Source organism: Priestia sp. MDV22-iso46 (assembly GCF_058629175.1).
In genome coordinates this window covers 159655-182580 of sequence record NZ_JBZVWT010000004.1, presented here as the reverse complement: position 1 = coordinate 182580, position 22926 = coordinate 159655, and the positions used below count along the sequence as shown (strand labels likewise).

At 38.7% G+C, this 22926-nt stretch carries 21 protein-coding genes; 17 read left to right on the top strand and 4 right to left on the bottom strand.

The annotated features are described in order from the left end of the window. Positions 1–12: 12 nt before the first annotated feature. The 5 genes from flgK to cudC all read left to right on the top strand — a co-directional run bounded on the left by flgK (position 13) and on the right by cudC (position 3962). Positions 13–1536 (top strand): flagellar hook-associated protein FlgK, encoded by a 1524-nt coding sequence (gene flgK, locus AC4NPH_RS21820; protein ID WP_098196943.1) that lies wholly within the window; start codon positions 13–15, stop codon positions 1534–1536. Between the two features lie 2 nt (positions 1537–1538). Beyond that, positions 1539–2420: a flagellar hook-associated protein FlgL gene (flgL, locus tag AC4NPH_RS21815; protein ID WP_025752533.1), complete on the top strand. Its 882-nt coding sequence runs from the start codon at positions 1539–1541 to the stop codon at positions 2418–2420. Between the two features lie 81 nt (positions 2421–2501). Further along, entirely contained in the window at positions 2502–2924 is a 423-nt protein-coding gene (gene fliW / locus AC4NPH_RS21810) for a flagellar assembly protein FliW (protein ID WP_013059761.1), read from the top strand. Between the two features lie 24 nt (positions 2925–2948). Beyond that, positions 2949–3179: a carbon storage regulator CsrA gene (gene csrA, locus AC4NPH_RS21805; RefSeq protein ID WP_013085431.1), complete on the top strand. Its 231-nt coding sequence runs from the start codon at positions 2949–2951 to the stop codon at positions 3177–3179. Positions 3180–3407: 228 nt separating this feature from the next. After that, positions 3408–3962 (top strand): choline uptake/conversion transcriptional regulator CudC, encoded by a 555-nt coding sequence (gene cudC, locus AC4NPH_RS21800; protein WP_013059759.1) that lies wholly within the window; start codon positions 3408–3410, stop codon positions 3960–3962. 42 nt (positions 3963–4004) lie between these two features. Here cudC and gbsB read toward each other — a convergent pair whose 3' ends face one another. Both gbsB and betB read right to left on the bottom strand, forming a co-directional pair. Beyond that, complete coding sequence (gene gbsB / locus AC4NPH_RS21795; protein WP_016765895.1) at positions 4005–5207, bottom strand: choline dehydrogenase; 1203 nt, start codon at positions 5205–5207, stop codon at positions 4005–4007. Positions 5208–5228: 21 nt separating this feature from the next. Continuing rightward, positions 5229–6719, bottom strand: coding sequence for a betaine-aldehyde dehydrogenase (gene betB / locus AC4NPH_RS21790; RefSeq protein WP_170959546.1), 1491 nt, complete (start codon positions 6717–6719; stop codon positions 5229–5231). A 618-nt stretch (positions 6720–7337) separates the two neighbouring features. Here betB and AC4NPH_RS21785 point away from each other — a divergent pair. After that, the gene (locus AC4NPH_RS21785; protein WP_098196945.1) at positions 7338–9050 is read left to right on the top strand and encodes a high affinity choline transporter 1; all 1713 of its coding nucleotides are present in this window, start codon (positions 7338–7340) and stop codon (positions 9048–9050) included. A 37-nt stretch (positions 9051–9087) separates the two neighbouring features. On the opposite strand, the gene AC4NPH_RS21780 is transcribed toward AC4NPH_RS21785, so the two are convergent. Beyond that, entirely contained in the window at positions 9088–10485 is a 1398-nt protein-coding gene (locus tag AC4NPH_RS21780) for an amino acid permease (RefSeq protein WP_491938923.1), read from the bottom strand. 331 nt (positions 10486–10816) lie between these two features. Between AC4NPH_RS21780 and AC4NPH_RS21775 the strand changes: the two genes are divergently transcribed. The 5 genes from AC4NPH_RS21775 (at position 10817) to hpf (ending at position 15002) form a co-directional block, all read left to right on the top strand. Beyond that, positions 10817–11497 (top strand): hypothetical protein, encoded by a 681-nt coding sequence (locus AC4NPH_RS21775; protein WP_074896293.1) that lies wholly within the window; start codon positions 10817–10819, stop codon positions 11495–11497. A gap of 202 nt (positions 11498–11699) precedes the next feature. Next, positions 11700–13502 carry a flagellar hook-associated protein 2 gene (locus tag AC4NPH_RS21770; RefSeq protein WP_491938922.1) on the top strand — a complete coding sequence of 601 codons (1803 nt, stop codon included), beginning with the start codon at positions 11700–11702 and terminating at the stop codon, positions 13500–13502. A gap of 16 nt (positions 13503–13518) precedes the next feature. Next, positions 13519–13920, top strand: a complete 402-nt coding sequence (fliS, locus tag AC4NPH_RS21765) for a flagellar export chaperone FliS (protein ID WP_013059752.1) — start codon at positions 13519–13521, stop codon at positions 13918–13920. 2 nt (positions 13921–13922) lie between these two features. Continuing rightward, on the top strand, positions 13923–14261 hold the full coding sequence (fliT, locus tag AC4NPH_RS21760; RefSeq protein WP_013059751.1) for a flagellar protein FliT: 339 nt from the start codon (positions 13923–13925) through the stop codon (positions 14259–14261). Between the two features lie 189 nt (positions 14262–14450). Next, positions 14451–15002 carry a ribosome hibernation-promoting factor, HPF/YfiA family gene (gene hpf, locus AC4NPH_RS21755; protein ID WP_013059750.1) on the top strand — a complete coding sequence of 184 codons (552 nt, stop codon included), beginning with the start codon at positions 14451–14453 and terminating at the stop codon, positions 15000–15002. A gap of 71 nt (positions 15003–15073) precedes the next feature. On the opposite strand, the gene AC4NPH_RS21750 is transcribed toward hpf, so the two are convergent. After that, the gene (locus AC4NPH_RS21750; protein WP_013059749.1) at positions 15074–15478 is read right to left on the bottom strand and encodes a GNAT family N-acetyltransferase; all 405 of its coding nucleotides are present in this window, start codon (positions 15476–15478) and stop codon (positions 15074–15076) included. Positions 15479–15704: 226 nt separating this feature from the next. On the opposite strand from AC4NPH_RS21750, the gene secA reads away from it, so the two are divergent. The 6 genes from secA to cccB all read left to right on the top strand — a co-directional run bounded on the left by secA (position 15705) and on the right by cccB (position 22918). Beyond that, complete coding sequence (secA, locus tag AC4NPH_RS21745; RefSeq protein WP_013059748.1) at positions 15705–18221, top strand: preprotein translocase subunit SecA; 2517 nt, start codon at positions 15705–15707, stop codon at positions 18219–18221. 99 nt (positions 18222–18320) lie between these two features. Further along, a protein-coding gene (prfB, locus tag AC4NPH_RS21740) for a peptide chain release factor 2 (RefSeq protein ID WP_115655064.1) occupies positions 18321–19419 on the top strand; the annotation gives its coding sequence in 2 pieces (ribosomal slippage) (positions 18321–18383 and positions 18385–19419; 1098 coding nt in all). A 305-nt stretch (positions 19420–19724) separates the two neighbouring features. Then, a complete protein-coding gene (gene phoD / locus AC4NPH_RS21735) occupies positions 19725–21458 on the top strand; it encodes an alkaline phosphatase PhoD (protein ID WP_371399889.1) in 1734 nt (577 codons plus the stop codon). A 26-nt stretch (positions 21459–21484) separates the two neighbouring features. Continuing rightward, positions 21485–21703, top strand: coding sequence for a twin-arginine translocase TatA/TatE family subunit (locus AC4NPH_RS21730; RefSeq protein WP_013059745.1), 219 nt, complete (start codon positions 21485–21487; stop codon positions 21701–21703). Positions 21704–21762: 59 nt separating this feature from the next. Continuing rightward, positions 21763–22479: a twin-arginine translocase subunit TatC gene (tatC, locus tag AC4NPH_RS21725; protein ID WP_055991611.1), complete on the top strand. Its 717-nt coding sequence runs from the start codon at positions 21763–21765 to the stop codon at positions 22477–22479. A 124-nt stretch (positions 22480–22603) separates the two neighbouring features. Next, positions 22604–22918: a cytochrome c551 gene (gene cccB, locus AC4NPH_RS21720; RefSeq protein WP_013059743.1), complete on the top strand. Its 315-nt coding sequence runs from the start codon at positions 22604–22606 to the stop codon at positions 22916–22918. The last annotated feature ends 8 nt before the right edge of the window (positions 22919–22926 follow it).

Below are 22926 nucleotides of genomic sequence, written 5' to 3'. Positions count from 1 at the left end.
GAGGAAAGCAGAATGAGTTCAACATTTCATGGTTTGCAGGTGGCTAAACGAGGAATGGATGCCCAACAAGCGGCTCTTTACACGATTGGCCATAACGTATCTAATGCAAATACGCCGGGCTATACGCGTCAGCGAGTAAGTTTAGAAACGTTCCCAGCTTATCCAGCCCCAGGGATGAATCAGACTGGAACTGCGGGCCAAATAGGAATGGGAGTAGAAGCCAGCACGGTAGAGCGAATACGTGATACATTTTTAGATACCCAGTATCGAGATGAAACCATTAAAGTGGGGTATTGGGATGCGCGCGCTGGTGCTCTTGAAAAAATGGAGGAAATTATGAATGAACCTACTGAAGATGGACTTTCAGCTGTTTTTAATCAATTCTTTGGGTCCATTCAAGATGTAGCTTCACACCCTTCAGAAGCAGGAGCCAGGTCTGTTATGATTGAACGAGCTGAAGCAGTAGGCGATACTTTCTCTTATTTATCTACTTCTTTAAAAACGGTTCAAGGTGATTTACAAAACGAGCGTGACGTAGCGGTAACACAAGTGAATTCTTTGTTAGAGCAAATAAGTAATGTGAACCAACAAATACAAAACGTAGAACCGAATGGCTATTTGCCTAATGATTTGTATGATGAAAGAGATCGGCTGCTAGATGAGATTTCTAAATTTATGCCGGTTTCTTTAGAGTATACAAAAAGCAGCGGGAACGCTTCTGCAACGTCAGAAGGAGTGGTAACGGTTCAGCTTCAAACGTCTCAAGGGCCTATTACTCTTTTAGATGGGAAAACTCATCAAGTAAATGCCATCAGTTTGAAAACAAATCAAGATTCCTATGTGACGGAAATTCATATAGGGGATGAGATACGGAACCCTGAGTCATTTCCTCAAGGAAAACTTAAAGGGTTAATTGAGGCTTCTGGATATATAGATAATAGTGGTAATAAAACAGGTGTTTACGCTTCAATGATTGATGATTTAGATGAAATGGCATATGAATTTGTAAATTGGTTTAATGATAAGCACCAACAAGGTGTCACGCTAGATGGTGATACTGGTATGTCCTTTTTTAATGAGATTTCTCAGAAAGAAGGAGCTGCAGCTGGAATTGTTATTGCTGATAAAATTAAACAAAACACAAACAATATTGCTGCTGCTTCTTCGGCCTCCTCTGGGGATGATGGAACTGGCCGCAAAGGAGATGGACAAAATGCTCAGCTATTGTCTCAATTTCGTCAAAAGGTGCTTATTAATTCCGGGAATCAAGCTGTTTCCCTAGATGGCTTTTATCAATCTGTTATTGGCCAAATGTCAGTAGATGCCCAACAAGCCAACCGCTTAAAAAGTAATTCAGAAACTCTTCAGGGAGCTGTAGAGCAAAGGCGCCAGTCTACCAGTGCAGTTTCATTAGATGAAGAGATGACCAATATGATTCAGTTTCAGCATGCATATAACGCTAGTGCCCGTATGGTGACTATGATTGATGAAATGCTTGATAAAATTGTAAACGGTCTTGGAACTGGAGGAAGGTAAAGATGCGCGTCACACAAGGAATGTTAGCGGCTAATTCATTAAAACAGATTAGCAATAGCTATAATAAGCTGGAGACACTTCAAAACCAATTATCAACGGGAAAGAAAATTACTCGTCCTTCAGATGACCCGGTAGTGGCTACTAAAGGAATGGCTTATCGTTCTAATCTTTCTGAAGTAAATCAATATAAACGTAATTTAACAGAAGCTCAGTCTTGGTTTGATAGTTCAGAATCCGGACTTGAACAAGTCAACTCCATTCTTCAGCGCACTAAAGAGCTGGTCGTGCAAGGGTTAAACGGTACGAATGAAAGTGATGACCGCCAAGCGATTGCACGTGAAATTGAACAGTTAAAGCTGGATTATATGCAAGTGGGCAATACGCAGGTGGCAGGAAACTATATCTTTAACGGTGTAAATGTAGGAGCACCGCCTATAAGTGAGAATGCAAGCGGTATAATAGAATCGAACATTAACCTGGATCCTTTTTCAGTTGAAGTATCAAAAGGTATCCAGCTGAGAGTCAATATTCACCCTGAAAATATTTTTGGACAAGGTGCATTCGACTTAATGAACAATGTTCAAACAGCTTTTGAACAAAACGATGTAAACTCACTAAAAGATCTCTCTACACAGGTAGACACGCAGCTGTCTACGCTATTAGCGGAGCGATCTGAATTGGGAGCAAGAAGTAATCGGCTTGAGCTGATTGAAAACCGCCTTGATTCACAGGAAATTACGGCTACTAAGATGCTTTCAAATAATGAAGATGCAGATATTGAAAAAGTCATTACGGATTTAACCGTACAAGAAAGCGTGCATCGTGCTGCTTTGGGAGTAGGGGCTCAAATTATTCAGCCTACGCTGCTAGATTTCTTGCGTTAAAAAGTTCCTTCTAAACAGAAGGAGCTTTTTTACAATGAAAAAAGATAACAAGAAAAAATCAATTAGCAAAGGTGTGATGAGATGAAAATTTCAACAAGCTATCATGGAGATATAGAAATAGATAATCAGCAAACACTGACATTCAATCAAGGGATTCCAGGTTTTTTGGAAGAAACTGAATTTGTTATTTTACCACTTCCAGAAGCCGAAGCTTTCCAAGTTCTGCAGTCTATTCAAACCAAAGAATTAGCTTTTATTATCACGGATCCATTTCAGTTTTTTTTAGATTATGATTTTCAACTAGAACTTCAGGAAATCGAAAAGCTTCAATTACAACAAGCGGAAGATGCAGCTGTTTACGTATTGCTTACGATGTCAGATTCTGTGGAAAAGATAACGGCTAATTTGCAGGCTCCTGTTATTATTAATACAAAGCAACAGCTTGCTAAGCAAGTGATTTTAATGAATACAGCTTACGAAACGAAGCACAGGTTATTTGAGTAAGATGAATAGATAAGGAGTGAGTCCATGCTTGTTTTAACACGAAAGTTAAATGAAACAATCAAAATAGGTGATGAAATTGAAGTGACCGTCCTTGCAGTTAATGGTGATCAAGTAAAGTTAGGAATTCAAGCTCCAAAGTCTGTAGATATTCATAGACAAGAGATTTATGAAGAAATACGTAACGAAAATAAAAGTGCTTCTCAAATTACATTACATGCTATTGATATGCTGAAACAATTACCGAAAAAGAAATAAAACGATCAGTTTGAAAATAATCAAAAATATACGGTATAAATAATATCTAAATCGGGAAAGATAAACATATAGTATTCCCCACTATGTCTTAAGCCTTTCTCTTCAAGAGAAAGGCTTCTTTTTTATCAAAAAAATTGAACTGAATTTCTGTTTTTTTCCTTTTTATCGTGTATCATTAAATTTATTAAATATAATTCAAATAAATTTAACAAAAGAGGAGAAGAGTAAATGAGTGATGTTCAAGAGTATCATGATTTATTAAAAGAAGCAGAAGATGTGGTTGTCAGTGCTTTAGCTGATACAATGGATTTATATGGGGTCACACCTTCAGTAGGAAGGCTGTATGGCATGCTTTATTTTATGGATGAGCCTGTTACATTAGATCAAATGAGTGAAGAATTGGGTATGAGTAAACCAACGATGAGTACATCCATTCGTTCACTGCAAAATATTGATATGGTCCACAAAGTGTGGAAAAAAGGTGTTCGAAAAGACTTATATGAAGCAGAAAAAGATTTTTCTAAGTCCTTTTTTTCATTTTTCTGTAAGAAGTGGCAAAGAGAAATTTCAGTTAATTTAGAGGCAATCGAAGAAGCGGAAAACAAGCTGCAGATTCTCTTAAATAATGAAGATGTGCCTGAGGAGATCGCAGTAAAAGCAAAGCGTAATTTAGCGCAGATTATAGAGTCCAAACATTATTATCATTTCTTGAAAAAAGTAGTGAAAGTTTTTGACGACCGAAGAATCATCGATATTTTAAATGAAGAATTAGCGAAAGAGTAAATAAAAAAGGCTGTTGAAAAATCAACAGCCTTTTTATCATTTTTATACGGTTAATGGTGTAGCTTCAAAACAGCGGTTATAAATCCATTCGTAACTTTTTACAGTTAAATCACGAGGGTTACCAACTGTTTGTGGATCATTAAATGCTTCTTGAGCTAAGCGAGAAACCGCTTCTTTTGGAACACCTTGTTCTTCTAAAGAAGGGATTTGTACATCTTTAACTAGTTGATATACTTCACGAACAGCTGCTTGAGCTGCTTCTTCAAGCGTTAATTCGTGTGTATTAACTCCTAAAGCTTGAGCTATGCGCGCAAATTTTTCAGGCTCGCCCATCCAGTTATATTCCATTACAGGACCTAGCATTGCTGCTACGCAAGGGCCATGGGCAATTGGATAAATGCCTCCTAATGTTTGAGCCATCGCGTGAGCTGCTCCTGCAGATTCACTTCCATATGAAAGGCCAGCAAGCATAGCTGCATGCGCCATTCCATAGCGTGCTTCGATATCCTGTCCATTTGCAACTGCACGTCGTAAGTATTTTCCAACGTACTCAATAGCCAATAAAGCAACAGAGTCCGTCATTGGTTGTGCAAAGTGACATGTATAACATTCAATTGCATGAGCTAATGCGTCAATTCCTGTACCGGCCGTAATATGTGAAGGCATAGATACGTGCAGTTCTGGATCAATAATTGTTAAGTGAGCAGCAATTAAAGGTCCACCTGTATTAAACTTAAACTCACGAACAGGATCTGTAATGACAGCCCATTGTGTGACCTCACTTCCTGTACCCGCAGTTGTAGGAATGGTTGTTAAAGGAGGGATACGTTTTGTTAAAGGTTTTTTTCCTTCAGCTGCTTCATAATCTAAGACGGGAGCATTATGAGCTACTTCTACACCAATAGCTTTTGCCGTATCCATTGAGCTTCCGCCTCCAACAGCTACTAGTCCGTTGCATCCATTTTCTTTGTACATTTTTGTGCCGTCTGCTACCACGTGAATAGAAGGGTTGGCTTCTACTTGGTCAAATAGAATAACGTCTACGTCCGCTTCTTTTAAACTAGCGATTACAGGATCTGCTAAACCTACTTTTTTTACACCAGGATCTGTTACTAGTAAAACCTTAGATACACCTAGGTTTTTTACTTCTTCTCCAGTATGCTTAACAGCACCAATTCCATGTTTTACAACCGTTGGCATCTCAAAACTTTTTAAACGTTCCATTCTTTCAAATCGCATAAACATCTTTACATTCCCCCTTGAATTTTATTGAAACCAGCGCATTGGCTGTGGATTTGTATTCGTATAAATATGTTTAATTTCCGTATATTCTTCTAGCCCAATGTGGCTAAGCTCTCTTCCGATCCCAGATTGCTTATATCCTCCCCAAGGAGCCTGCGGGAAGTAGGGATGATAATCGTTAATCCAAGTTGTTCCCATACGGAGTGCTTTCACTACACGTTCAGCTCGATTCATATCACTTGTCCAAACGGCTCCAGCTAATCCATAGATTGTATCGTTAGCAAGTGCCACCGCTTCTTCTTCGGTGCTGAAGCGCTCAATGGTCATAATTGGACCAAATGACTCTTCTTGGACAACTTTCATATCTCCATGACAGTCTGTAAAAATAGTTGGTTCAATGAATAAACCTTTTTGTAAAGACTCTTGAGTTGGACGTTTGCCTCCTAAAACAAGGGAAGCACCTTCTTGTTTGCCAAGCTCAATGTAATGTTCCACTTTAGCTAGGTGTTCTTTTGAGATGACGGGTCCCATTTGAGTAGCTTCATCCATGCCGTCTCCTAGCTTAATTTTTTTGGCTTGTTCAATAACTGCTGAAACAAATTTATCGTGAATATCATCTTGAACGAGTAATCTTGCACCAGCTGAACAAACTTGACCGGCATGAAAGAAGACCGCATTTAATGCATAGTCAACCGCAGTGTCAAAGTCAGCGTCAGCAAAGACGATATTCGGATTTTTTCCACCAAGTTCAAGAGCGATTTTTTTAAAGTTGCCTGCGGCAGCCTGCATGACTTTACGTCCAGATACACCGCCACCTGTAAAGGAAACTAAATCTACTAAGTGACTTTCTGCCATTTCTTGTCCAACGGTCGCACCCGGGCCGAGTACAATGTTAATGACGCCTGCTGGAAAGCCAACTCTTTCAAAAATTTTCATCATATGAATAGTTGTTAAAGGGGTGATTTCGCTTGGTTTAATAACAATTGTATTCCCAGCAGCAAGTGCCGGAGCCAATTTCCAAGAGGCTTGCAATAAAGGATAATTCCAAGGAGTAATTTGGCTGCATACACCTACAGGTTCGCGGACAACGCGGCTAACAGAATCGGGATTAGGTGACTCAATCATCTGTCCACCATCTTTATCTGCTAATCCAGCATAGTATTGAAAGACATCAGCAATTCCATCCATGTCTGCCAGGCTTTCAACGAGGGTTTTTCCAGTATTCAAGGTTTCAAGTTTTGCGAGTTCTTCACGATCATTACGAATTTCTTCCACTACTTTAAATAGTAAAGAACCCCTTTGGGCCGCTGTAAATTTAGACCATTGACCTGCATCAAAAGCTTTTCTAGCTGCTTCAATAGCTTCTACAGTATCAGCACGATTTCCTTCTGTAACGACAGCGATAACCTCTTGATTAAAAGGATTTATAATCTCTCTTTTCTCGCCGCTGCGTGCTTCAACCCATTCGCCGTTTATGTGCATTTTTTCAAGCGTAAGTGTTTGTTCCAATAGCATCAACCTCCAAATAATAGAATTTGTTAAATTTATATTTAACGTTCTTAACAATTCGAATTATAGCATCGGTTATTTAATTTAGTCAAATGCAAAAACTCAGAATGTTCAGAATTCATTAGATTATCTGCTCTGTAAGAGACTAATCATTCGGATATTAAGAAAAAATTTAACAAAAAGTGATAAAAAATCACTGATTGCTATGTCCCTTGATACAAAAGGTTTTTTTATGTATGAGCTATGAGAATATTATTCTTTTTTTATATGAAAACACTCAAACTTTTTTGACAATATCCTAAACATTCAGATATATTAACCATAGTACTATATCTGCTTGCATACAAACCTTGAAAAACAAAGGATTTTGAATGTGGAAATTAAGAAAGGAGTTTAGATGGAAGATGAAAATAATTGTGAATTCAATAAAAAAAGTCGATTTAAATTATTTTAATATAATTATATAAACGTAATTTCTCCCCTTCGCATTGGTATTTATAATCCAACTATTTATATTTTATTCTAAAAAATCTATTTTTAGGTTTAATTGTATGCTGGTAGGAAAAAGGAATAGAGGACAAGTTTGTCTTTAGATTTCTTTATCAATTTAAAGGATGTGAGACGATGCAAAATGCTAAAAAACCATTTCGTTCAGACACACAACAAGCCAGGCCTGAAAAGTCGAATGAGACTTCCGACTTTTCAGGGAAATCAAACAGGAACAACCGTCTACTAACCCCCTTATGGACAACTATTATAGGATTTTCCATCTTTATGGTTGTCGCATTTATCTATTCTCTCTATAATCCAGATCTCTATTGGCCAGGCCTCATTTTAATGTTCATTATGTATGGTGTTATTTATTTTATTGGTGCTCGAGCCGCTGCAAGTAAAAAAGGAAAATCAGATGATATGCTTGTTGCAGGAAGATCTATGCCGCTATGGATTTCAATGTTCACAATGACCGCCACTTGGGTAGGTGGAGGGTATATTGCTGGAACGGCCGAAACCGTTTATTCCTCAGGGCTGACATGGACTCAAGCGCCATGGTGTTATTCAATCAGCTTGATTTTAGGCGGTATCTTTTTTGCTAGAAAGATGAGAAGGTTTGAGTTTATGACAATGCTCGATCCTCTAGAATCTCGTTTCGGTAAGAAAATGGCTACGGTTCTTTATTTTCCAGCTATACTGGGAGAGCTGTTTTGGAGCGCAGCTATCTTAACTGCTTTAGGAACAACATTCGGTGTGATTTTAGGCCTCAGTTTTTCAATTTCCATCATTCTTTCCGCACTTATTGCCATTGCATACACCGTGATTGGCGGCTTGTGGGCAGTAGCACATACCGATATCTTACAGCTTTCTATTATGTTTTTAGGGCTATTTCTGGTGCTTCCCTTTGCATTTTCGAATACGGGAGGGGTGGGAGCCGTTTTTTCTACTTATTCAGAAGGCATGACTGGTTCTCTTCATTTATTTCCTCCATTAAAAGGCTGGGAAGATCCGAAATGGGGAAATACATATTGGCAATGGTGGGATAGCACATTTTTACTTATTTTTGGTGGTATTCCATGGCAAATTTATTTTCAGCGCGTGTTATCTGCTAAAAATGAAAAAGCAGCAATGTGGCTATCTATTACAGCCGGCATCTTTTGCGCGTTAGCGGCCTTGCCTCCAACATTAATAGGAATGATAGGTTATAGTGCAGACTGGTCTTCATTTGGAGCGTCAAGCCCTGAGAGCGCGTCCATGATTTTAACGTATGTATTTAAATACCTAACGCCCGATTTAGTAGGAGCGATTGCGCTTGGAGGCCTAGCTGCTGCCGTTATGGCTGCAGTAGCGGCTTCGTTGCTTTCAGCGTCGGGGATGGCAGCCTGGAACGTGTATCGTCCGATTGTAAAACCAAATGCGACACAGGCGCAGTTAGATAAAGTTATTAAACGTGCTATCATTATCATTGGAACGGGAGCAACTCTAATTGCTTTAAACTCTGAGAGTGTCTACTCTTTATGGTATTTATCAGGGGACCTAGTGTATTGTATACTTTTTCCGCAGTTGGTTTGTGCTTTATTCTTTAAAGGAGCTAACTGGTACGGATCTTTGGCTGGGTTTATTGTGTCTCTTGTTCTTCGAATAGGTGGAGGAGAACCGCTGCTTCATTTAAAAGCGCTACTTCCGTATCCGATGATTGAAGACGGAGTGGTCATGTTTCCGTTTCGTACATTTGCGATGGCAGGCGGGTTGTTAACCATTCTTATCGTTTCTTACGCGACGCGACGTATTTGCCCTCCTCAGCCGCTTCGAAATCTTCATCGTGACATATCGGTTGAGAAATAATCAAAAGCAAAATAAAAAAGCCGCATCTGCGGCTTTTTTATTTTGCAATATTTTCTGACTCGGAAAATTGATCGTCAGGTCGCTTGTTGTTTGTTTTTTTGATGAACGAGTATGAAAGAAGAACCACAGCGGTTAATCCAAGAGTTAAGAAAAACTGTGAGCGCATCGAATCAATAAATGCCATTGATAAGAAGATCACGGTAATAACAGCAATTGTTACGTATGTTAAATACGGGAACAACCACATTTTCATCCCTTTAATTGGCTGGTTTGCTCGATTCATTTTCTTACGCAGGCGTAAATGAGAAATAGCGATAGCTAAGTACACAATAAGAGCAATGGCTCCCGATGCATTAACTAAGAATAAAAAGAGTTTATCCGGCGAAACGAAGCTAAAGATAGCACATACATATGCGGCAGCTGTGCTAATCCATACAGCTCTTGCCGGCACGCCTGATTTGCTTACTTTTGCTAAAGCGCGAGGAGCTTGTCCTTTTTGAGCTAATGATAAAATCATTCGTGAGTTCGTATACAAAGCAGAGTTCAAGCAAGACAAAACGGATACTAATACGACTAAATTCATAATTTGTGCAGCTGCTGGAATATTGACCATTTCTAACATTGTTACATATGGACTTTTTAGTAAATCAGCTGAGTTCCAAGGTAAAAGAGTTACTAAAATAGCAACTGAACCAATATAGAAAATTAAAATTCGCCATACGACACTGCGAATAGCAGTTGTGATAGCTTTTGCTGGGTTTTCTGATTCACTAGCTGCAATAGCCGCAATTTCAGCCCCGAAATAAGAGAAAATAACGGTAATAACTCCCAAAAAGATAGAGTTCGTACCTTTTGGCATAAAGCCTCCGTGGTCCGTTAAATTAGCTAGACCAGGTGAAGATGTACCTGGGATTAATCCGAAAATAATAGCTAAACCGATTCCCATAAAAGCAACGATTGCCACAATTTTAATCATAGCAAACCAATATTCAAATTCTCCAAATGATTTGACAGAGAACAAGTTTGTTAAAGTTAATGCAAAGGTTAAGATTAAGCTTAAAAGCCAAATTGGTACGGAAGGGAGCCATTCATGAACAATTGCTCCTCCTGCAGTGGCTTCAATCGCAATTACAATTAGCCAGAAAAACCAGTAAAGCCATCCGACAGCATAACCTGCCCATGCGCCAATTCCTTGCTGAGCATATGTTGCGAATGAGCCTTTATCTGGGTTTACCATAGCCATTTCACCGAGCATACGCATCAATAGAACGACTAGCAGTCCGGCTGCTGCATATGAAACTACTGCTGCTGGGCCTGTTGCATTAATAACGGATCCGCTTCCTACAAATAAGCCGGCTCCGATAATACCTGCAATGGAAATCATGGAAACGTGACGTTGCTTTAATTTTCCGTGTGATTCTGTTTTGTTTCCCATCGTATTCACTCCTTTAAAATTATCGAAAGACTATTAGAAAATAAAGTAAATTCTGAAAATATAAATAGAAATTCCTCCCCTTACCTTTATAATAAGCAAGAAGTGTGCCAATTATCAAATTCCTATAAAAATCGACTTTAAGTTACTAAAATTGTTGTTTTTTAAGTCGGTAAAGACTCGATTTATTCATTATAGACTTATTCGCTGTTTGGGATGTCTGGTATATACGTACATTTTATACAAATTTTCGACATACATCTTATTTATCTTGTATGATAAAAGAGAAATCGGTATTATATTCCAAGAAGAATGTTTGAGAGGGTGCATGTGTTTGAGAAAATTTATAGCTGTTATTTTTCTATTTATTATCCTTTTAGTTGGGTTGTACTTTTTCGTTAGTCCAGTCAGAAATATTGAAAAACTTGATCAGACTGCTTCATTATCTTCACTGGCACAAGAAAAATCCGCTCATGCGACGTCGCTAGAACTGAACGGAGGCTCTCCTATTTTAGGATACCGATTAAGCGAGAGCGATGTTAATGATTATTTGCGCAGCTACCTTTACGAAAATGATGAAACGGTTGACGGAGCAGAAGCCGTGTTGCTTCCAAAACATATAAAATTTTATATTAATAAACATGTAGTATCTTTTATGGAATCACAGTTTGTAGTTGACGTAACACCAAATGCCGAAAATGGAAAGCTTGTTTTAAAGGTGAATAGCGTGCATTTAGGAAGAATGCCGATTCCGATGTCTCTTGTATGGGATCGCTTAAATATTGATAAGGCTTCTGATGTCACGGTAGATAAAGAAATGAATGAAATTACTCTGCTCAATAATTTGCCAGATTCCATTTCGTTTGAGCAAGCAGATACAACGGATGAATATATAAATTTATCTGCCTCTGTAACCATTGATTCGTTACGAGATATTATAAATCTAGCACCATACCTTATTCCTAAGGATATTCAAAGAAATTTATCCCAGAAACTGAACTTGCTTGGCCAATAATAAAAAGCTCACTTATTGTAGAAAAATAAGTGAGCTTTTTCTATCTTGCACCATTTGACCTATGAAAAAAATGTTTGTTTTACCGATACAAAATAGAGAAGTGTTGAACCTATGAACGAATAAGAAGATTCGAAAAAACACACTCATATTTCATGGCTAACAGTTGATGAATAGATGAATAAAAAAACGGTGGTGATGGTAAGTGGTAAGAGTAAGTGGGTTAGCAAGCGGAATGGATATTGATCAAATCGTCAGTGATTTAATGAAGGCTGAACGTATGCCTATTGATAAAATGAAAAAACAAAAGCAAACGTTAGAGTGGCAGCGAGATGATTATCGCTCTATGAACTTGCTGTTATCAGAATTTAATAATCTCGCTTTTAATATGACCTTGCAGTCTTCGTATTCATCCAAAACGGTATCTTCATCGGATGAAACGAAAGTAAAAGCAGCAGCTACTTCCTCAGCAGCAAATGCCTCTTATACTCTTTCAAACGTGACAATGGCGACTGCTGCTCAGAGTATTAGCACTAGTATTGATTCTAGTATGGATCCGACGAAAAGCTTGTGGTCTCAACGCGGGTCGATGGATTCAAGTGTGTGGACTGAGAAAACAGTGGAACAAGCTGCTATAACATTAAGTGCGGATACTAGTACAGTGAAATTAGCTAAAGGTGCTGTTTCTGCTGTAAATCAGAACACAGGCACTTTAAACTCTATATCTGTTACCACGGATGGTACAAGTAAAGCCTATACCGTAAGAATAGGAACAGCGGCGGGAATTATAAATTCTAATGAAGTATTCATTAACGAAGACACAGGTGAAATGACGTTTGGTACAACATTAACAAGCGGCAGTACAATTGAAGCGTTCTCGTATCAGCAAAATGTGCTGAACTTTTCTGTGACAACTTATGATAGTACAGGCAAAGCAACAGGAAATATTCAAGATGGGGGAAGTACGCCATTTGAATTTGACGGTTCCACCTCATTAAACACCCTTCTCACACAAATCAGCAATTCAAAAGTAGGCATTTCAGCCTTTTTCGATGAAGGAACAAATAAAGTTGTCATGACTCGTAAAGATACAGGAAATTTATTTTCTGCTGATAGTGCGGATGGTTCAAACATGGTTTTTTCAGGAGGATTTTTGACGGGCTTTTTACAGCTCGCCGGTGATGCCAAAGGAACAGACGCAAAATTCACGCTAAACGGTCTAGAAACAACTCGTAAGTCCAATACATTTACAACGGGAGGCGTTACCTATACCCTTCAAAACAATTTCACAGGAGATGTGCGCGTTAACGTAAGCAATGATACGCAGAAAGTATTTGATACCATTAAAGATTTTGTGACCAAATACAATGAACTGATTGAGAAAATTAATGGAAAGATTACGGAAGAAAGAGACCGGAACTATCAGCCTTTGACTGATGAAGAAAGAGAAAAACTAACGGATAAACAAGCTGAGCAGTGGGATGAAAAGGCGAAAAGCGGTTTGTTAAAAGGAGACTCAATTTTATCAAGCGGGCTAAACCAAATGCGTTCTAACTGGTATGCCTCTGTATCAGGAGTGAGTGGAGCATTTTCGCAGCTAACCGACATTGGTATTTCAACTAGCGCAAACTATAGCGATCGAGGCAAGCTAGTCATAGAAGGCGATGGAACTAAATTAAAAGAAGCAATTGAAAAAGATCCGCAGTCTGTGATGGATTTATTTATGAAAAGTGGAAGTACAACAAGTGAAAAAGGGATTGTACGACGTTTACGAGATACGATTACTCAAACCGTATCCAAAGTTGAGCAGCGCGCTGGCCGTTCAACATGGACAAGTGAACAATTTTTGCTTGGGCGGAATTTAAAAAGCGTAAATAGCCAAATCACTAGTTTTGAAAGCAGGCTCACACAAGTAGAGGACCGGTATTATCGTCAGTTTACAGCAATGGAAAAAGCCATTCAAAATGCAAATGCTCAAAGCGCGCAGTTATCGCAATATTTTAGTTAAGAAGGAGTGAACGTTTATGGCAGCAAATAATCCATATCAAGCGTATCAGCAAGGAGCTGTTCAGACTGCTTCTCCAGGAGAGTTAACGCTTATGCTGTATAACGGGTGTTTAAAATTTATCAAACTTGCACGAACAGGCATACAGGAAAAAAATATTGAGCTGAAAAATACGAATCTGTTAAAAGCACAAAATATTATTCAAGAATTAATGATTACCCTTGATACAAACGTGCAAGTTGCTAAGTCTATGATGGCTATGTATGACTATATTAACCAGCGTTTAATTGAAGCAAATACAAAAAATGACACAGCAAGCTTGGATGAAGCCGAACAATATGTAACAGAATTCCGCGATACATGGAAGCAAGTTGTGCAGCTTCACCGCCAGCAAGTCCATGGAAGCGGCGGTCAAGCATAAATATGATTAACGACCTATATCAGCTAACGGATGAGATTTATCGGCTTATTCAAACATTTTCTGACAAAAATCGAGAAGAAGGCATTCAAAAGTTAGAGTATCTTCTATTAAAAAGACGTGACCTCATAGAGAAACTGCCGCCAAAAAGTAGGGGTAATGAATCGATGGGTAAAAAAATTGTCGAAATGAATAAGGAAATTGATCAAAAGCTGATCTTAATTCGGCATCAAATTATGGTAGATCTCCGTTTGTTAAAAGCGAAAAAAAAGCATAGTAACAGCTATGTAAACCCTTACGAAACAAAAACGTTTGATGGGATGTTTTACGATAAAAAAAATTAATTCTACGTAAAAAAATACAACCCTTCTTCTTATGAAGAAGGTCTATTTTTTTGGTTTTTTCATAAACTTTTCTCAGGTTCCATAAATTTTCACTAAATTTTCAAAAAATTTTAATAGTTTAGGAAGGGATTGTGTCGGGTATTGTAGAATTGTAGAGGTATAGCAATGGATTAAAGGAGGAGTTCGAACATGATGTATAACATTCGCGGTGAAAACATTGAGGTGACTCCAGCAATTAGGGAATACGTAGAGAAAAAGCTTGGTAAGTTAGAGCGTTATTTCGACGAAACACCAACTGCTGACGTAAATGTAAACTTAAAAGTCTACAATAACGATCAAAAAATAGAAGTCACAATCCCAATGAATGATCTCGTATTGAGAGCTGAAGAGACACACAGTGATTTATACGCAGCTGTCGATCTTGTCCTAGATAAATTAGAGCGTCAAATTCGTAAACACAAAACAAAAGTAAATCGAAAAATGCGTGAAAAAGGCGCTGAGAAGTATCTGTTCGCAGCATTAGAAAGCGAAGCGAACGTAGCTGTTGCAACTGAAGAAGATGAATTAGAGCTAGTTCGTACAAAACGATTTAACTTAAAGCCAATGGATAGTGAAGAGGCTATTTTGCAAATGAATATGTTAGGACATAGTTTCTTTGTATTTACAAACGCTGAGACCAATATTACAAATGTTGTATATCGAAGAAAAGATGGACGATATGGATTGATTGAACCAAACTAAGATTATAGGCTCTCTTAAACAAGAGCAGTAAAGTAAAAGCAGCGTGCCTCCGCACGCTGCTTTTTAGCTGCTTAAAAAAATAGTTCCATCACTATATAGCGTGTAGAAGATTTGGTGAATACACGCGCCGTTTTTTTCATGTTGAACGCCTGATAAAAAGAGACTTTATTTTCTCGTGCATTACACCAGACCTTTCGTACCCCAAGGTTCTTGGCTTTGAGAAAAACCTCCTCTAGTAGACGACTGCCATATCCTTTTCCTTGTTCTTTTTTGAGAGTAGCAAATTTTCGAAATTGAGCTTCATCACCTGTTATAAATAAGGAAACAACTGATTTTAACTCTCCTTCTTCAAACAGTCCATAGTGAATGCCTGATGGATCATCTTTAAGCTGAATATAACTGAAATCTTTATCAGGCCACATGACGGTATGTCTGACTTCCCAAGCTTGTTCTTTTGTAATCGATTGAACGTTCATTCTACATTCCCCTTTTTTATTGTAAGAGTGAGGTAGGGGAAATCACAATAGAAAATAACTCGTTAAGAGAGTAGTACTCGTAAAGAGACAGACGAAAAAGGGTACAAGTTGCTACTTGTTTAGCTGCAATGTTACAATTTTACTCAGAATGTTTTATAATGAAAGATACAGATATGAATGAAAATAGTATAAAATGTACTGATTATAAATAGAGGAGCGTTTTAATATGCTTGGATTATTTAAAAAAGTGTTTGACGGCAATCAACGCCAAATCGGCCGTTTAGAAAAAATGGCGGACCAAATTGATGCGTTAGGTCCTGAAATAGCGTCTTTAACGGACGATCAGCTTCGTGAAAAAACAGCTGAATTTCAACAACGCTACCAAAATGGCGAATCGCTCGATAACTTATTAGATGAAGCTTTTGCGGTTGTACGTGAAGCAGCGAAACGTGTGTTAGGCATGTATCCGTACAAAGTTCAGCTAATGGGGGGGATTTCTCTGCATGAAGGGAATATCTCGGAAATGAAAACGGGTGAAGGTAAAACGTTGACAGCTACTATGCCTGTATACTTAAACGCTATTACAGGAAAAGGTGTACATGTAGTAACAGTCAATGAATACTTAGCGAGCCGTGATGCTAGTGAAATGGGTCGTTTATACGAATTCTTAGGCTTGAAAGTAGGATTAAACTTAAACCATTTAACGCGTGAAGAAAAGCAAGAAGCATATGCAGCCGATATTACGTATAGTACAAATAATGAACTTGGATTTGACTATTTACGTGATAACATGGTGCTGTACAAAGAACAAATGGTTCAACGTCCGCTTCATTTTGCTGTAATCGATGAAGTTGACTCTATCTTAATTGATGAAGCACGTACGCCGCTTATTATATCCGGCAGCGCACAGAAATCGACTGCTCTTTATATTCAAGCTAATGCATTCGTTCGCACGCTTGATAAAGAAACCGATTTTACTTTTGATATCAAAACAAAAAGCGTTCAGCTAACCGAAGAAGGTATGTCAAAAGCAGAGCGCGCATTTGGCATTGAAAACTTATTTGATATTTCACACGTAGCGCTAAATCATCACATCAACCAAGCGCTTAAAGCACATGTAACGATGCAAAATGATGTGGATTATGTAATTGATGAAGATCAGGTCGTAATTGTTGACCAATTTACTGGTCGTTTAATGAAAGGAAGACGTTTTAGCGACGGCTTGCATCAAGCTATCGAAGCTAAAGAGAACGTTGAGATTCAAAATGAAAGCATGACATTAGCTACAATTACATTCCAAAACTACTTCCGTATGTATGAAAAATTATCAGGTATGACGGGTACAGCTAAAACGGAAGAAGAAGAATTCCGTAATATCTACAACATGCACGTTGTTGTTATTCCGACAAACAAGCCAATTTCACGTGATGATAAAGCGGATTTAATTTATAAGTCAATGGAAGGCAAGTTTAATGCGGTAGTAGAAGATATTGCCGAGCGCCACGCAAAAGGACAGCCTGTCCTTGTTGGTACAGTTGCGATCGAAACATCTGAAGTTTTATCAGCTTTATTAAAGAAAAAAGGAATTCGCCATCACGTGTTAAATGCAAAACAGCATGAGCGTGAAGCGGATATTATTGAAAATGCGGGTCACAAAGGTGCGGTAACAATCGCAACAAATATGGCCGGTCGTGGTACGGATATCAAACTAGGTGAAGGTGTCGTTGAAGCTGGAGGTCTTGCTGTAATTGGTACAGAGCGTCATGAATCACGCCGTATTGATAATCAGCTTCGCGGACGTGCTGGACGTCAAGGGGATCCAGGGGTATCTCAATTCTATCTATCCATGGAAGATGAATTAATGCGCCGATTTGGTTCAGATAATATGATGGCAATGATGGATCGCCTTGGCATGGATGACTCACAGCCAATTCAAAGTAAAATTGTAACAAGAGCTGTTGAATCCGCTCAAAAACGCGTTGAAGGTAATAACTTCGATGCGCGTAAACAATTGCTTCAATATGATGACGTGCTTCGTCAACAGCGTGAAGTTATTTACAAACAGCGCTTTGAAGTGCTTGATTCAGACAACCTGCGTGCGATTGTAGAACGTATGATTGAATCAACGCTACAGCGTGTGGTTGAAGTAAACACACCGCGTGAAGAATTAGAAGAAGAATGGAATTTACAAGCGATTATTGATTACGTAAATGCTAATGTTCTTGAGGAAGGTGAAGTCACAGAAGAAGATCTTCGCCGTAAAGAGCCTGAAGAAATGGTAGAACTGCTGGTAGATCATGCAAAAGCTCGTTATAATGAAAAAGAAGAGCAGCTCCCTGAAGAACAAATGCGTGAATTTGAAAAAGTTGTTGTTCTTAGAGCGGTTGATTCTAAATGGATGGATCATATTGATACGATGGATCAGCTTCGCCAAGGTATCCACCTTCGTGCGTACGGTCAAACAGATCCTCTTCGCGAATACCAAATGGAAGGTTTTGCGATGTTTGAAAACATGATTGCAACCATTGAAGAAGAAGTGACGAAGTATATCATGAAAGCAGAAATTAACAACAACCTTGAGCGTCAAGAGGTAGCGCAAGGTCAGGCGGCTGTTCATCCAAAAGAAGGAGACGCGCCGGCTAAGAAGAAGCCAAAAGTAAATGCGATAGAAGTTGGCCGAAATGATCCTTGTATCTGCGGAAGTGGCAAAAAGTATAAAAACTGCTGCGGTAAAGAATCATAAAGTAAGAGTCAATTAGTATAGAATGAATTAGTACAGGAAGGAAATGAGTCTTCTCATTTCCTTCCTGTGCGTCAAAAATAAAATAGAGGTGTTCAACTCATGGATTTAGTAGAAATTAAGCAAGAACTTGACAAAACAGCTAAGCGATTAGCGGACTTTAGGGGGTCTCTTTGACCTCGATACAAAACAAGCTCGTATCGATGAATTAGATGAGACTATGGCTGATCCAAATTTTTGGAATGACCAGCAGGCAGCTCAGACTGTTATTAATGAAGCCAATGGCTTGAAAGATGCAGTAAATCAATTTAACCACTTGGATGAAACATATGAAAATTTACAAGTGTCTTATGAACTTGTAAAAGAAGAATACGATGAAGATTTAGCAGAAGAACTAGTTAGTGAATTAAAAGAGCTTATATCAGGCATGAATGACTTTGAATTACAGCTGCTTTTAAGCGAGCCGTATGATAAAAATAATGCCATTTTAGAACTGCACCCAGGTGCTGGTGGAACAGAATCACAGGATTGGGGTTCAATGTTACTACGTATGTATACGCGCTGGGCGGAGAAAAAAGGTTTCAAAGTAGAAACGCTTGATTACTTACCTGGAGATGAAGCTGGTATTAAAAGTGTAACGCTTTTAATTAAAGGTCATAATGCGTATGGGTATTTAAAAGCTGAAAAAGGCGTTCATCGTCTCGTTCGTATTTCTCCGTTTGATTCATCAGGCCGTCGTCATACATCATTCGTATCGTGCGACATAATGCCGGAATTTAATGATGAAATTTCAATTGATATTCGTACGGAAGATTTGAAGGTTGATACGTATCGTGCAAGCGGTGCCGGAGGTCAGCATATCAATACAACAGATTCAGCTGTTCGTATTACTCACCTCCCAACTAATGTAGTCGTATCTTGTCAGACGGAACGTTCACAAATTAAAAACCGTGAGCAAGCAATGAAAATGTTAAAATCTAAGCTGTATCAATTAGAAATTGAAAAGCAGCAAGAACAGCTAGCTGAAATTCGCGGAGAACAAAAAGATATTGGGTGGGGAAGTCAAATTCGTTCGTACGTATTCCATCCGTATTCATTAGTAAAAGATCACCGCACAAATACGGAAGTCGGAAACACGCAAAGCGTAATGGATGGAGATCTAGATCCGTTTATCGATGCGTATTTACGTTCTCATATTTAATCAAAAGGCAGCATACTTAGGTATGCTGCCTTTTTTTAGTTGTTGGGACTTTGTGAAATTTGGATGAAGAAAAACGAGCGTAAAGAACTATTGTTAAAAAGAAAATTAAGAAAATGCAGAAATTTAAAGGTTGCTGTCGTCAGTTCGCTTATTTCGTCAATGAAACAAAATGGTTAAAAATACCTGTTTTGCGGTAAGTGCTTCTTTACAATCCTTTATATTCCTTTTACAAACAGTATTTATAATTTGAGTTAAATCATGAGGAAGGGGCATGTGCAGTGGAAAATAAATCGTTAAACGAATTAATAGAGCAAGTGAAACAGAATAGCTTTTCTTCGAGTAAAGGGTTTGATAGACGGCGTTTTTTGCAAGGAGCTGGAAAAGTAGCGGGAGTATCACTTGGCTTAACAATTGCTCAGTCTATTGGTTTAAATGCAGTAGAAGTTTCAGCTGCAGCGCCTAAATTTTCAAGTTATCCGTTCACTCTAGGCGTCGCATCAGGAGATCCTTTAGCAGATAGCATTGTTCTTTGGACAAGATTAGCACCAGACCCGTTGAATGGCGGGGGAATGCCTAATCAACCTATTCCAGTAAAATGGGAGCTTAGTGAAGATGAAGACTTTCATCGAATTGTCAAACGAGGAACAGAAGTGGCTAGACCTGAACTTGCTCATTCGGTTCACGTTGATGTAAAAGGATTGAAGTCGAGTCATATTTATTATTATCGATTTAAAAGCGGCCATGAGTTAAGCCCGGTTGGAAAAACAAAAACACTTCCTTCAGCAAATGCAGAAGTAGCCAGTATGACGTTTGCATTTGCTTCGTGTCAGCAATATGAACATGGGTACTTTACAGCCTATGAGCATATGGTTAAAGAACAATTAGATTTTGTCGTTCATTTGGGTGATTACATCTATGAATATGGACCAAACGAGTACGTGGCTGCAAGCGGAAACGTTCGTACTCACAGCAGCGCAGAAATTCAAACGCTGCAAGACTATCGAAACAGGCATGCTCAGTACAGGTCAGATGCCAATTTGAAGTCTGCTCACGCTGTTTTTCCGTGGATTGTGACGTGGGATGATCATGAAGTAGAAAACAATTATGCAAATGTAATTCCTGAAAAAGGCCAATCAGTAGAAGCATTTATTCAACGCCGCGCGGCAGCTTATCAAGCTTATTACGAACACATGCCTTTGCGTCAAACATCTTTGCCCCACGGAGCGGATATGAGATTATATCGTGACTTTTCATATGGAAAACTAGCTTCTTTTCAAGTGTTGGATACGCGTCAATACAGAGACGATCAAGCAAACGGAGACGGAACAAAGCCGCAAACGCCAGAATCTCTTGATCCCAAACGTACGCTATTGGGGAATGAACAAGAAAAATGGCTGTTTACTAATCTTGAAAAGTCAGCGTGTCATTGGAACGTACTGGCTCAACAAATTTTCTTTGCGCCAAGAAAATTTGGAACGGCTGCTAAGCCTACATACAGCATGGATGCATGGGATGGGTATACGGCGAATCGTCAGCGCGTCATTGATTTTATTGAAAAGAAAAAGTTGGACAACGTCATTGTACTAACTGGAGATGTACACGCTAACTGGGCTTCTAACTTATACGCGGATTTTGCTAACCTTAATTCAAGAATTATTGGTGCAGAGTTCATCGGCACCTCCATCACTTCCGGAGGGGACGGAGCAGATAAACGAGCTGATACGGATAAAATTTTAAGTCAAAATCCACACCTCACATTTTTTAATGATTACAGAGGATATGTAAGGTGTACGGTGACTCCTGATGTATGGCAAGCCGATTATCGCGTTGTGCCTTTTGTAACAGAACCTGGTGCAGAAATTTCAACTCGAGCTTCCTTTCAATATAAAAAAGATGGCAAAGGTATGAAGGAAGTTGAAGTAAATAACGTACCGCGTGGACTAAAGATTTCTAAGGAAGTAGAGGAAGATCGTATGCGGGCACACGGGAAAGCACATGAAAAACAAGAGTTGAAAAAGAAAGAAAAAGTCCAGCAGTAAACTGAGTAAGGAAAAGGAGGTCAAGTATGTTTTCTAATATTGGAATCCCTGGTTTGGTTATTATTTTAGTCATTGCCTTAATAATTTTTGGACCGTCTAAGCTGCCGGAAGTTGGACGAGCGTTTGGACGAACATTAACTGAATTTAAAGGAGCAGCAAAAGGGCTCGTATCAGATGATGAAAGTGTTAAAGAAAAGCAGACTGCAACCGTTTCTGAACAAAAAGAGAATGAATCCACATTGTAAGTAAGGAAATAGACGAGGAAACTCGTCTATTTCTACTTGTCAGAAAGGAGAGAAATACAATGGGAGAAATGAGTTTGATGGAGCACCTTGAAGAATTGCGTGTTCGTATTATTAAAACACTTTGTGCATTTGTAGTTTTACTTATTGTCAGTTTTGTATTTGTACAAGATATTTATCAGTGGCTAGTGAAAGATTTGGACGGCAAGCTTGCGGTACTTGGACCAAGTGAAATCGTATGGATTTATATGGTGATTGCATTTGTTTTTGCGCTTGCTTTTACACTTCCAGTAGCTGCTTATCAAGTATTTCAGTTTGTTTCACCTGGGTTAAAAAAGGAAGAATATAAGGTTCTGATTACCTTCATTCCATTCTTTTTTATTTTGTTTGTAAGCGGGCTGGGGTTCGGTTATTTTATTTTATTTCCAATGGTTTTAGCATTTTTAACGGGCCTGTCGAATGATCAGTTTTCACTGATGTTTACGGCTGAGCATTATTTTCGTTTTATGCTTAATCTTTGTTTACCGTTTGGTTTTTTATTTGAAATGCCTTTAGTTGTTCTATTCTTAACGCGCTTAGGGGTTCTAAATCCATTAAGGTTAGCAAGAGCAAGGAAGCTATCATATTTTGTTTTAATTGTGATATCCGTACTTATTACTCCTCCTGATTTTATTTCAGATATTTTAGTTATTGTCCCACTTCTGCTTTTATATGAGCTCAGTGTGACAATTTCGCGCGTAGTATACAAAAAACGTTTAGGAAACGAATCAATTGCTTAATCGTATACATAAGTGTGATGAGAGAATTCATGAAATTGAAACAAAGTCCTTGTAAACAGAGTGTTTTAAACATTCTGGAGTAGGTTATAATAGAGTGAAAACTCTACAGCAAGGGGGAGAAGGCTTGAAAAAAGTATTACTGACGTTAACAATCGGTCTAGCGCTTGTTTTGTCCGCGTGCGGCGGAGGAAGCTCTAAAAATGAATCTGCTGGTGAATCTTCAGCGAGTGCAGAAGATATTGTGAAGAAAAACTGTACAGGCTGTCACGGTGTAGATTTAGGAGGAGCAAATGGGCCGAGCTTGCAGCATGTAGGCAGCAAGCACTCAGAAGCTGAAATTGAAAACATTATCAATAATGGTCAAGGCGGTATGCCAAAGGGACTGATTAATGAAGAAGATGCAAAAAAAGTTGCCGCTTGGCTGGCAAAGAAAAAATAAGACGGATA